13 protein-coding genes are annotated in these 15,090 nt (G+C 59.2%); 1 reads left to right on the top strand and 12 read right to left on the bottom strand.

Going from position 1 to position 15,090, the window contains the following annotated elements; all coding sequences use genetic code 11:
* Positions 1-101 precede the first annotated feature (101 nt).
* Positions 102-1,592 (bottom strand): glutamate--tRNA ligase, encoded by a 1,491-nt coding sequence (gltX, locus tag L1C91_RS03990; protein WP_234858122.1) that lies wholly within the window; start codon positions 1,590-1,592, stop codon positions 102-104.
* A gap of 62 nt (positions 1,593-1,654) precedes the next feature.
* Between gltX and L1C91_RS03985 the strand changes: the two genes are divergently transcribed.
* Positions 1,655-2,776 carry an isochorismate synthase gene (locus L1C91_RS03985; protein ID WP_234858198.1) on the top strand — a complete coding sequence of 374 codons (1,122 nt, stop codon included), beginning with the start codon at positions 1,655-1,657 and terminating at the stop codon, positions 2,774-2,776.
* Positions 2,777-2,785: 9 nt separating this feature from the next.
* Here L1C91_RS03985 and L1C91_RS03980 read toward each other — a convergent pair whose 3' ends face one another.
* The 11 genes from L1C91_RS03980 to L1C91_RS03930 form a co-directional block, all read right to left on the bottom strand.
* The gene (locus L1C91_RS03980; protein ID WP_234858121.1) at positions 2,786-3,583 is read right to left on the bottom strand and encodes a fumarylacetoacetate hydrolase family protein; all 798 of its coding nucleotides are present in this window, start codon (positions 3,581-3,583) and stop codon (positions 2,786-2,788) included.
* Between the two features lie 23 nt (positions 3,584-3,606).
* Positions 3,607-4,245 (bottom strand): exonuclease domain-containing protein, encoded by a 639-nt coding sequence (locus L1C91_RS03975; RefSeq protein ID WP_234858197.1) that lies wholly within the window; start codon positions 4,243-4,245, stop codon positions 3,607-3,609.
* A gap of 56 nt (positions 4,246-4,301) precedes the next feature.
* Positions 4,302-6,176, bottom strand: a complete 1,875-nt coding sequence (locus L1C91_RS03970; RefSeq protein ID WP_234858120.1) for a DUF294 nucleotidyltransferase-like domain-containing protein — start codon at positions 6,174-6,176, stop codon at positions 4,302-4,304.
* Between the two features lie 43 nt (positions 6,177-6,219).
* Positions 6,220-6,675, bottom strand: coding sequence for a hypothetical protein (locus L1C91_RS03965; protein WP_234858119.1), 456 nt, complete (start codon positions 6,673-6,675; stop codon positions 6,220-6,222).
* 126 nt (positions 6,676-6,801) lie between these two features.
* Positions 6,802-7,821 (bottom strand): 3-isopropylmalate dehydrogenase, encoded by a 1,020-nt coding sequence (locus L1C91_RS03960; protein WP_234858118.1) that lies wholly within the window; start codon positions 7,819-7,821, stop codon positions 6,802-6,804.
* A 74-nt stretch (positions 7,822-7,895) separates the two neighbouring features.
* Positions 7,896-8,393: a flavin reductase family protein gene (locus tag L1C91_RS03955; protein ID WP_234858117.1), complete on the bottom strand. Its 498-nt coding sequence runs from the start codon at positions 8,391-8,393 to the stop codon at positions 7,896-7,898.
* An 11-nt stretch (positions 8,394-8,404) separates the two neighbouring features.
* Entirely contained in the window at positions 8,405-9,580 is a 1,176-nt protein-coding gene (locus L1C91_RS03950; protein WP_234858116.1) for an acyl-CoA dehydrogenase family protein, read from the bottom strand.
* Between the two features lie 3 nt (positions 9,581-9,583).
* On the bottom strand, positions 9,584-10,129 hold the full coding sequence (locus tag L1C91_RS03945) for an OsmC family protein (RefSeq protein WP_234858115.1): 546 nt from the start codon (positions 10,127-10,129) through the stop codon (positions 9,584-9,586).
* Positions 10,130-10,361: 232 nt separating this feature from the next.
* Positions 10,362-11,954 carry a phosphoglycerate dehydrogenase gene (gene serA / locus L1C91_RS03940; protein WP_234858114.1) on the bottom strand — a complete coding sequence of 531 codons (1,593 nt, stop codon included), beginning with the start codon at positions 11,952-11,954 and terminating at the stop codon, positions 10,362-10,364.
* A gap of 106 nt (positions 11,955-12,060) precedes the next feature.
* Positions 12,061-13,911 carry a GmrSD restriction endonuclease domain-containing protein gene (locus L1C91_RS03935; protein ID WP_234858113.1) on the bottom strand — a complete coding sequence of 617 codons (1,851 nt, stop codon included), beginning with the start codon at positions 13,909-13,911 and terminating at the stop codon, positions 12,061-12,063.
* Positions 13,912-13,961: 50 nt separating this feature from the next.
* The gene (locus L1C91_RS03930; RefSeq protein WP_234858112.1) at positions 13,962-15,083 is read right to left on the bottom strand and encodes a cation diffusion facilitator family transporter; all 1,122 of its coding nucleotides are present in this window, start codon (positions 15,081-15,083) and stop codon (positions 13,962-13,964) included.
* Between the last annotated feature and the right edge of the window lie 7 nt (positions 15,084-15,090).

Raw genomic sequence — 15,090 nt, 5'->3', positions numbered from 1 at the left:
ATCCGAGTCGGCCGCGTAAGCAACGAGGAATAATATAACCACAGCGAACACATGGCCGCAAATCAGCAGGCCACGCGCTAAAAACTTCTGAACGTGCGGGCTTAGCCTTCCGCAGGCTCGCTCGCCCACGGGGTCTGGGCCAAACAGGAGCGCAGACGGTTGAGCGTCGATTCTTTGCCCAGCAGTTCCATGGACTCAAACAGTGGGGGCGAAATGGCTTCACCAGAAACGGCCACGCGGAGCGCACCGTAGGCCTTGCGAGGCTTCAGATCAAGCTCGTCAATCAGCTTGGCTGAGAGGGCCTTTTCGATGGCGTCAGTGGTGAAGTCGTCAACGCCTTCAAGAACGTTGATGGCTTCGGTCAGTGGCTGCACGGCGTCATCTTTAAGATTCTTCTTCGCAGCCTTGTCATCCAGCGTGAGGTCCTCATCTGCAGTGACGAGGAACTTCAGCAAGCCCCAGGCGTCTTCAAGCTTCTTGATGCGTGTCTGCACCTGCTCAGCAGCAAAAGCGAATTTGTCCGCCGGATAATCAGCGGGGAAGTCCTTGTACTCCTCCAGGTAGGTACGCAGGCGGTTGGTGAAGTCATCGAGTTCCAGCAGGCGGATGTGATCGGCGTTGATCGCTTCGAGCTTCTTCTGGTCAAAGCGCGCGGGGTTACCCAGCACGTCGGCCACGTCGAAGTTCGCGACAAGTTCGTCGATATTGAAGATGTCCTGGTCCTTGGACAGGGACCATCCGAGGAGTGCTAGATAGTTGAGCATGCCCTCGGGGATGATGCCTGCATCACGGTGATTGAACAGGTTGGACTGCGGATCACGCTTGGACAACTTCTTGTTGCCCTCCCCCATCACGAAGGGCAAGTGACCAAACTCCGGGGTGCGTTCTGCGACACCGATGCGGATCAGGGCTTCGTAGAGCGCCAACTGGCGCGGGGTGGAAGGCAGAAGGTCTTCACCACGCAGAACATGGGTGATTCCCATCAACGCGTCGTCAACCGGGTTGACGAGGGTGTACAGCGGGGCACCGTTGGAACGCGCCACAACATAGTCAGGCTGAGTCTCGGGCTTGAATTCGATCTCGCCGCGCACGAGGTCGTTCCACTTCCACACCTTGTTCGGCATCCGTAGACGCCACACAGGTTTACGTCCTTCCGCTTCGAACGCTGCGATCTGCTCTTCGGTGAGGTCGCGGTCGAAATTGTCGTAACCAAGTTGCGGGTCGCGGCCGGCGTCGATGTGTCGCTGCTTGACCTCTTCTGCCGTGGAGTAGGCGGGGTAGATCTCCCCTGCTTGTTTAAGTTTTTCCAACACGTCGAGGTAAATGTCCATGCGCTGGCTCTGACGGTAAGGCTCGTTGGGTCCGCCCTTTTCGACGCCTTCGTCCCAGTCCATGTGCAACCATTTCAGCGAGTCAATAATTGCTTGGTAGGACTCTTCGGAGTCTCGTTCTGCATCGGTGTCTTCGATGCGGAAGATCAATTTGCCGCCGGTGTGGCGGGCATAAGCCCAGTTGAATAGCGCGGTGCGCACCATCCCAACGTGGGGTGTTCCGGTGGGTGAGGGGCAAAAGCGTACGCGAACGTCAGACATAAGGCTCCATCTTACCTGGCTGCTAAAATCGGATAGTTGTGACTTCTGCTCTTGCCTCCCAGATGGCTTCTCTTTTTCCGGATCGTCCCTCGACGGCTCCGGATTTTTTGCTCTCCCGTTCCACTGGTTCGGTACTCACGCAGGGGTGTGCGCAGACGTTCACGGATCCTTCGGAAGCGGTAGATGCGCTGAAGGGTTCCCGGGTGGAGATGGTGGTGGGGGCGCTGCCTTTCCTCCCAACAGGAGCAGGTGGCGCGGCTGCAGCCCTGACTGTCCCCGAGGTGATTCGACGCGAGGCTACCAAGCTCCACCCGCACCAGCATTATCGTGGGCCGGCTCCCAGCGCGCATGTGGTGGGCACGATTCCTTCTGCTGATCAGCACGCCGCGCTAGTCGCCCAGGCGGTCGAGGTGTTGCGCTCAGACGCGGCTCTGAACAAGGTTGTTTTGGCGCGAGCGGTGGATTATCGCTTCGACTCCCCCACTGATCCCCTGCTGATCGCCGCTCGCCTTATCGATGGATCTTTGCACGGCAATGGTTTTATTGCCGATTTGTCTCCGGCTGGCGGCGGCATGCTGGTTGGCTGTTCACCGGAGGTGCTGGTGCGGCGCCACGGGCGCGTGGTGTCTGCGTATCCCCTAGCGGGTTCCCTGCCCCGCAGCGAAGACAGTCAGGAAGATATACGACGCCGCGACGCGCTACTGTCTTCAGCTAAGGATCTGGCCGAGCACGCTTTTGTGGTGGAGAGCCTCAGGCAGTCCTTGGCCCCGTTCTGCGAGCTCAGCATCCCGGAGAAGCCGGAGGTCACTGCCACCCGAGAGATGTGGCATTTGGCCACCCCCATCAAGGGCACGCTGCGCGACGCCTCGACCACGGCTTTGGAACTCGCGATGGCCGCGCACCCCACGCCCGCGATCTGCGGTACCCCCACCTCAGATGCCTACGAGCAGATCGCCCACCTGGAACCCTTCGATCGTGGTTTTTATGCCGGGGCGGTCGGCTGGTGCGATGCCCAGGGCGATGGCGAATATATGGTGGCGATTCGTTGCGCGGAGGTCGCGCCCGACTGTTTGAGTACACGCGCGTGGGCAGGAGGCGGCATTGTTGCCGCCTCCGCGCCGGATGCCGAGGTAGCGGAGGCGGAGGCCAAGCTCCGCACCATTGGCCGTGCCCTCGGCGTCTAAAGAAGCCTCTTAGGCGCGCTCGACTGGGTTACCCAAGGTGCCGACACCCGGAATCTCAATGCGGATGTAGTCACCCGGCACCATCGGCGCGGTACCTGCCGGAGATCCGGTAGTCACGACGTCACCAGGCAGAAGAGTCATCGACTCGGTGATGCGCTCGATGATCTCGCCAATCGACAAAATCATCTGATCTGAGTTCGAATCCTGCTTCAGCTCAGTGTTGCCCTCATGGGTCAGGTACGCCTTGATAGGCAGGTTGTCCAGGTCGATGGAATCAAGGTCGGTGACGATAAACGGGCCCATCGGGGCGAAAGTATCAATGCCCTTCGCGCGCGCCCACTGGCCGTCAGCGAACTGAAGATCGCGGGAAGACACATCGTTCATGATGGTGTAGCCGAGCACGACGGACTTCCAGTCTTCCGCCTTGACATTTTTGCAGGGGCGGCTGATGACCAGAGCAAGCTCGCCCTCAAACTCGACGCGAGTGGCGAAATCCGGGATCTTGATGGGAGCCTCGGGGCCCACAACGGCCGTCGGGGGCTTAAGGAACAGCGTCGGCGGCAGGGACTCTGCGCTCTTCTTGAACACCTCGGCGACGTGGTCGGCGTAGTTGCGGCCGATCGCTACGATCTTGGAGGGCAGCATGGGAGCCAGCACTCGCGCTTCCTCCGCGCCATACTCTTTGCCGGTGTATACCGGTTCGCTAAAAGGGTGCCCTTCGATGGCTTTGTAGCGGATGGAGTCTCCCTCCCCTTCCACTACGCAAAAGGTCATTCCGTCTGGTGTCGCAATTCGTCCGTAACGCATGACAGAGTAGTGTACAACTTTATTCAGGGGTTGAGCAGCTGCTTGAGGGTAGCGCCTGTGGAGGCATCAAGCGCTAAATAGAGTTCTGCGCAGGCCAGAGCATCAGTGAGGGCATTATGGCTCGGATAATGGGGTAAGTCATACCTCCCCCGGATTCGTGCAAGGCGAAGGTCTTCGCCGCGTGGATAGGTGCCCATCTTTTCCATATGTCTACGCTCAAGGGCGAAGGTATCGACGATGGGAATATACAACGCCGCACCGAAGTAACGTCGGCAAGCATGAGAGAGAAACCCTTGCTCGATATTTTTAAAATGCGCCAACATTACCCGCCCGCTGAGGGCATTTAGTAACGCCGTGAGTGCCTGCTCGGGGTCTGCCCCTGCCGCCACATCATCGTCGGTGAGGCCGTGAATGGTAGCGGACTCCCCCACCCCCGCGGCGTCATCACTGGAGTTGAGGACGTAATATCCGGCGCCAGACAGGTCAATCTCGCGACCATTGATGGGAACCCACCCAATGGATAGCAGGGAGTGTTTGTTGGGGTCGAGGCCACCGGTTTCTACATCGACAGCGAGCAGGGGCAGTTGCTCGGAGGGTGTTGACGTCGCGGGGGTTTCGGCCGCGTAGAAGTCGCGGAGGGCGCCAGTAGCTGCGGTGCGCATGGAAGAGGTGGGGCGTGTGGTGTCGCCGGTGATTAGTTGTTTTAGCCAGCCAGCCATCAGATGTTCCTCACAGGGAACTTGGTTGCTAGCGCGTCTTGCATGGATTTGATGATGCGGAAAGCATCCCGCAGATGCTCGCGATCGAGACGGCCCAACTGCTGTGGATCTATATGATAATCCGGCATTTGGCCAGCGCGGATGTGTGTTGCTTGGTGGCGCAGCACGATGGAGTTGAGGAAGTCGAAGGCGTCAGTCAGATCTGATGCTCCGCGCGCTGATACCGAATCTCCGGCGGCTGCGGCTAGGCGCTGGCGCGTGCCAACTTCTTCACTACCGCTTGCCAGTGCGAACAATCGAGCCATCTGTACGATGCCCGCGATGCCGCCCTTTTTCACGTCGAGGGTGTTGGCGTAGTCACCCCCGCGTTCAACGACGAGCCCGCGGAAAAAGCCCAGGGGCGGCTCGCGTCGAGCGGCCAGCGCTGCGAGATGAGCGTGGAAACGGCGCGCGTTTTTGGCAGTGGCAACAGCATAACTGTGCACGCGCTCGGCCAATTCGCGATCGCCGTGGATGGCGCGCATGTCGAAAAACGCTTGCGCGTTAAGCAGCGCGTCGGGTTCGGGCGCTGTGATCCACTGGTGGAAAGTGCGCTCCCATTGGCTGGTGGTTTTGCGCCATTCGGGATTACTAGCCATCATGTCCCCGGGGCACAGTACTTGGCCGGCGGCGTCGAGCCCGGTGCACACGCGTTGACTCAATTCCGCAAAGTAGTCAACGTGCTGGGGGTTGGTTGGGTCGTAGTCGTCACTGAGGATGATGGCGTTGTCTTGGTCCGACGCGATCCCCATTCCACGGCGCCCTTGGCTTCCTAAAACAACGAAGGCGTAGGGCACCGGCGGCTGGCCCAGTTGTTCTTCGGCGAGCGTGATCAGCCGCCCAGCGAGCGCGTCCGCGGCGACGGTGAGTAGACCAGTGACTTCTTCGGCACTGGCCCCACGTTCGATAAAGCGCGCCGCGACCTTTCCAGCGGATTGGTAGGTTTCGCGCAGCTCTTCAGGCGTACTGCGCTGGCTGAGGTCCGCAGTGAGGTAGATGGGGTCGTCTTGAAGCAAACGCATGATGTCTGCGGTGGCGACGATGCCACAAACTCCGCCTTGTGCATCGATGATTGGTAAGTGATGGATGCGGTGTTCGGCCATGAGCAGCATCGCTTCAAACGCTAGAGTGTCAGGTGCTGCGGTGAGGGGACGCGGCGTCATGATGGTGTCTACGCCGGTGTTGACGTCGAGGGCGCAAGCGACAACGCGGCCGCGCATGTCACGGTCGGTCACGATGCCTACCAGCGTGCCACCATCCATCACAAGCAGGAAGGAGACTTTGTATTGCTCCATGGTCTGGGCTGCTTGTTGAATCGTGGCATCTGTGTCGACGTGGGCTGGGGTGGGAGTCATAAACTCACCGACCCTGGTGCGCAGGATCTCACTCGAAGAATGGTGGCGCAAGTCTTCAGCGGCTGCTTTAATGCGCGCGGACTGCCCAGAGTAGTAGCGGGCGAGGTCTGGGTTGCGTTCAGCGAGTTCTGTCACTGCAGAAGCCGGCAGGCACAACAAAAGGGTGTCTTCCACAGCAATCATGTCGTAGCGTGAGGGCGCTGCAGGATGAGCGCCGATAGGAAGCGTCGAATACCCGAAGGTTCGCCCAGCGTCGCGCCGGTCAAGCAGGATTCCCTCATCACCAGCAATATCAATGGCGCCGCTGCGAATGATGTAGAGAGTGGAGTTGTCTTCGCCTTGTTTGACAACGACGTCGCCTCGCCTGGCGTAGCGCATCGTCATCTGCGCCGGCAGCGTATCAAGCTCATGCTCGGGCAAGTGCGCAAAAGGCTCGATTCCGGCGAGGAAGCCGCGTACTTCTTCTAGTTCGACGCTCACACATGGCGATTGTAATGGCCACGAGGGCGTTTGCGTGGGGTTTTTAGCAGGCGCTCTTATGGAGCAGCAAAAGCTCTTGTGCCTCGATCGTGCCGTCGACTCGGGCATCCGCGTCCTCCGGAGCGGAACCCACATAGACGGCGTAACGCACAACACGGCCCTCGTTGAAGTGCTGACGCGAAGCCCACTCGCTAATTTCGCTTAACCAGTTGCGACTGTCGCTAGCGAGAGGCTGCACCCAAAAGCTCTTAACCGTGGTGGTGTGAGCTGCTGAACGCCCAAGGGAGGAATCCTCAGGGAGGGGCTCGCCTTTTCTGCGTGGTGTCACCACCATGTGGGTGCTTGCCCCCAGGCCCAAAGGCGCCTCGTTGAGCTCTTTGCGAGACAACGCTGGTGCAGTGTCGATCAAAAAGGATACGAAAAATCTTGCTGAGGGTGCGCCTTCCAACCTGTGGCCTGTGAACGCGATGTCAACCTCGGAAACCTTGACGCCCTTCATGCTGTAAGCATCCTCCTGCCTAATGTGTGTAATGCAACTAGTGCATGTACATAACAATGCTAATCACTTCATGCCGTGGTGTGCATGCAACATAAGGCTCACCAAGCACCATCGGATTGCACGCGCTTAAGCACGCAGCGCGCCAGCGATGCGATCTCCGACTTCGACGGTGCGAACCGTGCTGCCATCGCGTTGCGCGACGTCATCAGCGACGGCAGCTTCAATGCGCTGGGCGTTGTCTTCATCACCCAGGTGTCGAAGCATCATAGCGGCAGACAGGATGGCGGCAGTGGGGTCTGCGATACCCTGGCCGGCGATATCTGGCGCGGAACCGTGGACGGGTTCGAACATTGAAGGGTTGGCACCTGTGGCATCAATGTTTCCGCTGGCAGCAAGGCCGATGCCACCGGTAACGGCACCCGCGAGGTCAGTAAGAATGTCACCAAAAAGGTTGTCAGTGACAATGACGTCGTAACGGGCTGGGTCGGTCACCATGTAAATCGTAGCCGCGTCGATGTGGTTGTAGTCCACGGTGACCTCAGGGAAGTCTTGGGAGACCTCGTCGACGGTACGCTGCCACAGCGACCCCGCGTTGACCAGCACGTTGGTCTTGTGGACCAGCGTAAGGTGCTTGCGGCGGGCCTGCGCGCGCTCGAAGGCGTCGCGGACAACCCGTTCAACACCAAAGCGGGTATTTTGGCTGACCTCCGAAGCGACCTCGTGGGGCGTGCCTTCACGCAGGGTACCGCCGTTGCCGCAGTACAGACCCTCGGTTCCTTCACGAACAACAACGAAGTCGATCTCTCCCGGGTTCGCTAGAGGGCTGGTAGCCGTGGGATACAACTTAGAGGGGCGAAGGTTGACATGGTGATCGAGGGCAAAGCGCATCTTAAGCAGCAATCCACGTTCCAGCACCCCGGGAGGTACCGCGCCGGGCGCCCCAATGGCGCCGAGCAGAATCGCGTCGTGTTCACGAAGCAGCTGGAGGTCTGCATCCGTAAGCAATTCACCATTGCGCAAGTAACGGCGAGCGCCAAGGTCGAAGTCCGTCGTGGTGATGTCATCGCGAACCGCGCGCAGGACCTTCAACGCCTCCGCCGTGACCTCGGGACCGATACCGTCCCCACCAATAACTGCAATTTTCATTTTGCGGAATACCTTTCCCACTCCATGGAACCAATGCAGCTATAGTAGCAGCGTCACCGGCCAACACCCCCGCCCTAGGGGCGATCGCCGACTCCCCCACCCCACGTCTTGAGCTTTCCGCGCATGTAACGCAGAGGAAACACGGCGTCATCATGTCCACAATCGTTAACCCGGATAGTGACAATCGTGTGGTCTCCCCCAGGCAGCCAGCTATCAACGGTGCCCAGGAACCACGCCGCAGCACCAGCAATAAACGCCACATCACCGCGACGCTCCACCTCGACACCAGCAAAACGATCGGGCACATGGCGAGCGAACTGAGTCGCGATCTGAAGCTGATCCTCGGACAACACACTCACCCCCACAACCTGACCAGGCTCGAGCTTAGCTAAGGTCTGCGAGCGACTATCAATACTCACCAGCACCATCGCAGGATCCAGAGACAGCGAACAAAAAGCACTGACAGTCAGCCCATGGTCCCTACCCGAAGAATCAACGCCGGTAACCACAGTGACACCAGAGGGGAAACTACCCACCGAAGCTCGCAGTTGCTGACCCGTGACCGTATCCATGGCAATCAACACTACCTGCTCCCCCTAGAGTGATCACCGCTAGACAACAGCAGTTGCGAAAACAACTCTGACACCTCGGCCGCCTCTGCACGAGCCAACTCCCAACGCAGTTGCGCCTCAGAAGGCGACTGCACGGGCAGGAACGCAGCCTCCCGCATCCGGCGCGATGCCGGGCTAAACCGCGCATACCCCGCACCGCCAGCCACTCGAGTTTCCAAGCGGCTAGCCTGGGCAGCCAGCTCTGCGGCCTCTAAACGCAGCGTCAGCAAGTCCACCTTACTTACAGAAGCACCCAACTCGACCTCGGAGATCAATTCGGAATGATGACGCCGCGCACGCGTTAAGGATTCAACAACGGTGCGGTATTCACACCCTAGGGATTGGTTGACGCCTACAAAACGCGGCGCAGCGCCGTCGAGTGCAGCCTGCGCAACTCCCAGGCACTCGGCCACCTGCAACAGCAAAAAAGTGGGACGGACGGCGGCGACAAAATCGCAGAAATCGAAGCTCAGAACCTGTTCCTGTCTAACCCTAATGTCGATATCGACCCAGGAACTTGCCGTGGAGTTCAATCCAAGTAGCGACAGTTCATCGCCAATAGTGACGCCTTGTGCATTGGCGTCAACAGCAAAGATCAACACCTGCGGACGCTCGCCCTGTCGAGCATGCTCGCAGCCCTCCCACTCGTGCTCTATACCGGTTCGGACAGCCGCCGCCGTGATAATCACCGCGTTTGGATAGAGGTTTGACGCCCAGGCCAAACGCCCCTTGACTCGCCATGCACCGTCAGGCTGCGGCTCTGCAATGAGCGGTATGTCGCCGCAGCCACTGGCGTACTTAAACGCGGCTGCCATTCCTGTGACACCGGGACGACCAGATTCCAACTCGGAGATGCGCTGTTGTATGTAAGCGCTGGCATTTCCATGCCGCAAGTATTCGAGCGTCATCAGCTGAGCCCAGGTTGAAAAAGCGACGGAGAGATCCCTGGTTGCAAGATCAAACAGCAGTTGAGCGCGGGCAGCCAGACTGCTGGACGCAAAGCCGTGCCGGGCGGCGAGCTCCTCGAAAATGTAGTACGCCGAGAGCTCTCCTTTATCAACGGCCGCAGCACGGTCACCCACCGTGTCTAAAAGAGTCGGTTTACTGCCGTCCAGGCGCCGCGCGACCTTAGTACTCAGCTGTGCCATGGCTTATACCAGTTCGGAGGTCAGAGTGGCGGGACGGGTGTATGTATTCACCACGGGCGACCAGGCGATCGCATCATCGTGGATCTTTTGCAGCGTCTCGCGATCAGCATCCCCCTCGAGCGTCACCTTCACCCTCACGTCGGATACACCCGGACGCTTGTGCTCACCCAGGTCGCCCACGCCCCAGGTCGGAGAGATGTCGATATCGCCTTCAATATCAATGGAGATGTTGGTCAGGGTGACGCCGCGATGGGTTGCGATTGCCTGAATACCTACGGAGATGCACGCGGCCAAGGCCGACTGGGCGACCTCGGTGGGGTTGGGGGCACTATCGTCACCAAGTAGTGCTGGGGGCTCCGATACGAGTACCGGCTTGAGGTTGCGAATCTGGGTGTAGTTGCGGAACTGGCCGTCGGCCTCGGTGTGGGTGCGGATGGTCTTGCGGCCACCCTCCGGGTTGTCAATATTTTTTTGCGCTAGTTCGCTCAGACGCTGCGCGTCGATCGGCGCGAGGGGCTGCCCTTGGATGTGATTCGGGGTGAGGGACATAGTGTGAGTGCTCCTTGTACTCGATACTCGAGCCCCATGGCTTGCGGGGCCGGAGGATGTGTGTAAAACGACGCCGTTTGGCGAAGCATTAACCACCCTAGCCGCCTAGAGACTACTTTGTCTAGTTTAAACGGACCGAGCAGTCTACTAATCACTTAAAAACACAGCACAAAGCACAAATCCCGCCGCCCACACAAGGGTGGGCGGCGGGATTTCTAGCTAAGGGCTAGGACTAGTCCAGATCAAGCTGGAAGGCAACGGCAGCAAGATCGGCGCGGATGTCCTCGAGCAAAGCCTCCGGAACTTCCTTGTCTACACGCAAGATCAAGGTGGCCTTTTCGCCATCAGAGTCCTGGGACAGTGCAGCCGCGTTGATGTTGATGTCGGAAGCACCAAGCATGGTGCCAACCTTACCGAGCATGCCGGGAACATCTCTGTAGTGCAGGAAGAGGTTGCGCCCCTCTGCGCGCATGTCCAAACCACGGCCGTTGATACGAACGATCTTCTCGATACGCTCCAGCCCGGTCAGTGCACCAATGACGGAGACAACCTGGCCGCTAGCAGAAATGGCCTTAACTTCCAGAACGCTACGGTGGGTAGCGGACTCGGGCGCAGTGCTGACCTTGAGGGTCACGCCGCGCTCTTCCGCAATGCGGGGAGCATTAACGAAGGTGACGGGCTCGTCAACAATGCCACTGAACACACCGCGCATAGCGGACAAGCCCAGGGCGTCAACCTGCTCGTGGGAGAGCTCACCACGAGCTTCAACCTCAATGGTGTCGCAGGCAGAATCCAGCAACTCAGCAGCAACCAGGCCGAGCTTGCGCGCAAGGTCGAGCCACAGTGCGACCTCTTCAGCCACGCGGCCACCTTCAACGTTGACTGCGTCTGCGACGAATTCGCCAGCCAGAGCCTTCAGCACAGAATCCGCAACATCGGTACCTGCACGGTCCTGGGCCTCCACAGTGGAAGCGCCGAGGTGCGGGGTGACAACAACCTGCGGCAGCGCGAACAACGGGGAGTCAGTGCAGGGCTCGCTTGCGTAGACGTCAAAGCCCGCACCACGGATGTGGCCGGAGGTGATAGCGTCTGCCAAAGCTTGCTCGTCAACCAGGCCGCCGCGTGCTGCGTTGACGATGATCTGACCCTTCTTGGCCTTCGCCAGGAGGTCCCTGTCAAACATGCCTGCGGTTTCTTTGGTCTTCGGCAGGTGAATGGTCACAAAGTCCGAACGACCCATGAGCTCTTCAAGCTCAACCAATTCCACGCCTAGCTGGGCTGCACGGGTGGGGTTGGCGTAGGGGTCGTAGGCGATGATGGTGGTTTCAAATGCAGCAAGACGCTGGGCGAACAGCTGGCCGATGTGGCCGAAGCCGACGATGCCGACAGTCTTGCCGAAAATTTCGACTCCGTTGAAGGAGGAACGCTTCCACTCGCCCTCGCGCAGAGTTTTGTCTGCTGCGGGGATCTGACGGGCCGTGGACAGCAGCAAGGAGATTGCGTGTTCACATGCGGAGTGGATGTTGGAGGTAGGTGCGTTGCACACCATGACGCCGCGTTCGGTTGCGGCGGGGATGTCAACGTTGTCGAGGCCGACGCCCGCGCGGCCGACGATCTTCAGGTTGGGTGCGGCTTCGAGGACTTCCCGGTCAACGGTGGTGGCGCTTCGTACCAACAGTGCGTCGGCGTCCGCCACAGCGGCCAGAAGTTCGGGTCGGTTGGGGCCGTCTACCCAACGGACCTCTACTTTATCGCCCAAGGCGTCCACTGTGGACTGGGCGAGCTTGTCTGCAATAAGTACTACCGGTTGGCTCACTAGCTTCATGCTCCTGAAAGCGTCTTTTGTTGTTTGCATCGCAAGCGCGATACCGGCATAAAGTTTAGCTGGCAGGCTAGCCAAAGCTGGTGCCGGGGTTAATGGGTGGGGGGGATCAGATAAAGGCGTTGGGCCCTTCCTCGCCGCCCCTGAGATCGGATTCGTTGACGTCGCGTACCGCAGTAGAACCCATCGCGTATTCGACCATGCCGATTAGCCGGTCGCGTCGATCGGCTAAGAATTCCATGGCCTGACCATGGTAAAGCAGCTCTGGATCAATCAAATGGGAGGTGAGCACAGCGTCAAACTCTGCGTCATCAAGTAGTGATTTCGACTGCACCCGTGGCAGGTATCGGGTGGGCAGGGTTCCATCGATCAACACTTGTGTTTTTGGTGACATCGGTGTCCTGTTGATCACCGAGGTGGCCAGCGCAGGCTCGATGCCCACTTCCGCACACCACGCCAGCGGGAACATCGGTGCAAAATGCGGGTCAAGTTCTTCCTGGTTGTCCTTGAAGGGTAGCGTGCTGCGCCAATCCTTAGCACCACGCCCCTGGATCAGTGCATACACGCCCTTGTACACGGCCGACTTGTCGGTGCCCGACAGCAATCGTGATTCGTTGAAGGTTGCACCCTGCACGCTGGAGGGAACCTGAACGCCAGGTCGCCCCGCGACGTCATTACTGTCTTTACTGCCCTTTTCACCCGGTGCGGGCGCATCCAGCACCCACGCGGGTACCTCAGCGATGTCGATGGCGGCCCGATGGATCACCGCACTGGAACCATAAAGCTCACCGAACACACCACACCAGAACCACCGGTTGAGCCGATCGAGCTGGGGTTGAGTCATCGCTGCTTCGCCCTCGGCTGCGAGCTTTCGATCAAGCAGCGTCAAGATGACAGCCAACGGCACGATCTGGAAAGTATAGGGCACATCATGGCGGGCCAGCATGCAACGCTCCGCCAAATAGTCCGCAGCCTTGTTGAAGCCCTCGCGCAGAGGTTCCGCCGCAGCCAGGTAGTCCTTCAGGGTGAGGTTCAAAATGTCTTCCCGCTGGCCACTAGGATGCCCGGCGCGGGCAGTCACATACAGGGCAACGGCCTGGAGCCATTCAGTGCGCTTGATCCCGTCGAGGTTAGGGTGGGTGCGCAACTGCGCCGAGGTACGCTCCCAATCGTCGACCAGCTTGAACTCCGGGTCTTGGGTTGAGAACACTGCAGTAAGCAGATCGAAAATGCCCATCGGGAGCCCCACGCTGTTAGCTGCGGCGAAAATAGAACCGACGCCACCCTGGGCGGTTTCACGATCGAGCCTGATCATGGGCACCTGATAGCGAATCAGTGGCTTGGCGACCTGATTGTGGAAGCTCTTGATCGCTTCCTTCATGTCGGGCTTTTGCTCAGCGAGGTCGAACAACATGTCGGTGCCCTCGTCGCTGAGCAATGCGGCAACAGGAATCACCCCGTGGGACAGGGCGCTGGCAGGATCATCAAGATCGATCGGTTGCACGGTAGAAAAATGACTACGAATGACGCCGCGTCCATCCACTGAAATAACGGCTTCATCCGGCATCACATTCTGGCTGACGGCCTTGGCGATGTCCACATAAAAAGCACGCCTGATTTTTTTGTTCCTAAAATCCCGCGCATCAACAAAACCGTCCCCTCGGAGGCAGTGATACAAAGTGGTCAAACGCTGCTGGCCATCGAGCAACAGTAGGCCTGGATTGACCCCATGGTCGGGTGCATCGGCCAGAGGACGCGGACGGAAACGCATCGGCGTATTGCGAGTATCCAGAGCCATAATCGACCCCATGGGATAACCACGCAGCACGGTCACCACCAGCGCACGCATCCGATCAATATCCCAGGTGTACTCCCGCTGGAAATCTGGAAGCTGCAAATCACCCCGATCAATGCGGGCAAAAAGGTCGATGAGGTCATAACTCGGAGTAGAAAAACCCATGGCTCCGACACTACTCCGGTAGGCCACTCACCTGCAGCGACGGTGTAGCACTAGTGCTTCGGCGTGCTGGCTGCGGTCGCCCCGCAGTCATTAGCGTCGTCTTCATGTCCCACATGCTGCGCCCCCTCGATCTGGATGGTGGTGTGTGAAATACCTAGTTCCCCCAGACGTCTCTCCGCTTCGTCAAGCACCGCGCACTGATTGACGTGGTTTTTCAGCAAGCACTCGGGGCTACCGCCGGCATCCGCGTTGACGACAAGATGGCAACTAACCAAAGCCTTCGTCCCGTCCAAGGACCACACGTGCAGATCGTGCACGCCAATCACACCATCGATTCCGAGCACACTGCGCTGCACTTCATCCACGTCGATCCCCGCAGGTGCGTGTTCGAGAAGGACCCCCACGGCATCATCAAGAAGCTTTTTGGTGCGCGGCAAAATAATGATCGCAATAATGATGGAGGCGATAGCGTCGGCGTAATGAAACCCGGTGTAGCGGATGATTAAGCCCGCGATGATCACCGCTACCGAGCCCGCCAAATCCGACAACACGTGCAGGTACGCCCCGCGCATATTCAGGCTATCGTGCGAACCCCTGGCCAGGATCAATGCGGAAGCACCATTTGCAACCAGGCCGATCACCGCAACAACCAGCATCAACCCGGTATCGATGGGTTGGCCCTCGACCCGCCGGAAGAGCTTCATCACCGCTTCCACAACAATCCATAGGCCGATCGCTCCGACCACCGCAGCATTGATCGCTGCGGTCAACACCTCGACGCGCTTATAACCGAAAGTGGCTTTGTTGTTGGCCTCCCGGCGGCCAATGATCGCCGCAACCAGGGCCATGATGAGCCCCGCAGAATCCGACAGCATGTGGGCTGCGTCTGCCAACAGCGACAGGGACCCCGATAAGAAACCGCCGATAACTTCAGCGGCGAAGATGGTGGTCGTCAGAATGATGACGCCGACGAGCGCCTTGACACTATCGGGCGCGTGGGTGTGCCCATGAACGTGATCATGGGCGTGATCATGGTGATGCCCGTGGGGATGGTCGTCGGCATGGTGGTGGCCGTGGGGATGGTCGTCGGCATGGTGGTGGCCGTGGGGATGGTCGTCGGCATGGTGGTGGCCGTGCACATGTCCGGTGCGCTGGCTGTTGTCGCGATGCATGCAACAA

Source organism: Corynebacterium argentoratense, assembly GCF_021491455.1.
GTDB lineage: Bacteria > Actinomycetota > Actinomycetes > Mycobacteriales > Mycobacteriaceae > Corynebacterium > Corynebacterium argentoratense_A.
This window is presented reverse-complemented; position numbering and strand designations above follow the sequence as displayed.

Excerpts from the sequence above, each read along its gene's own strand:
- gltX (WP_234858122.1), bottom strand. The coding sequence starts at position 1,592 with ATGTCTGACGTTCGCGTACGCTTTTGCCCCTCACCCACCGGAACACCC.
- L1C91_RS03985 (WP_234858198.1), top strand. The coding sequence starts at position 1,655 with ATGGCTTCTCTTTTTCCGGATCGTCCCTCGACGGCTCCGGATTTTTTG.
- L1C91_RS03980 (WP_234858121.1), bottom strand. The coding sequence starts at position 3,583 with ATGCGTTACGGACGAATTGCGACACCAGACGGAATGACCTTTTGCGTA.
- L1C91_RS03975 (WP_234858197.1), bottom strand. The coding sequence starts at position 4,245 with ATGCGCACCGCAGCTACTGGCGCCCTCCGCGACTTCTACGCGGCCGAA.
- L1C91_RS03965 (WP_234858119.1), bottom strand. The coding sequence starts at position 6,675 with ATGAAGGGCGTCAAGGTTTCCGAGGTTGACATCGCGTTCACAGGCCAC.
- L1C91_RS03960 (WP_234858118.1), bottom strand. The coding sequence starts at position 7,821 with ATGAAAATTGCAGTTATTGGTGGGGACGGTATCGGTCCCGAGGTCACG.
- L1C91_RS03955 (WP_234858117.1), bottom strand. The coding sequence starts at position 8,393 with ATGGATACGGTCACGGGTCAGCAACTGCGAGCTTCGGTGGGTAGTTTC.
- L1C91_RS03950 (WP_234858116.1), bottom strand. The coding sequence starts at position 9,580 with ATGGCACAGCTGAGTACTAAGGTCGCGCGGCGCCTGGACGGCAGTAAA.
- L1C91_RS03945 (WP_234858115.1), bottom strand. The coding sequence starts at position 10,129 with ATGTCCCTCACCCCGAATCACATCCAAGGGCAGCCCCTCGCGCCGATC.
- serA (WP_234858114.1), bottom strand. The coding sequence starts at position 11,954 with ATGAAGCTAGTGAGCCAACCGGTAGTACTTATTGCAGACAAGCTCGCC.
- L1C91_RS03935 (WP_234858113.1), bottom strand. The coding sequence starts at position 13,911 with ATGGGTTTTTCTACTCCGAGTTATGACCTCATCGACCTTTTTGCCCGC.
- L1C91_RS03930 (WP_234858112.1), bottom strand. The coding sequence starts at position 15,083 with ATGCATCGCGACAACAGCCAGCGCACCGGACATGTGCACGGCCACCAC.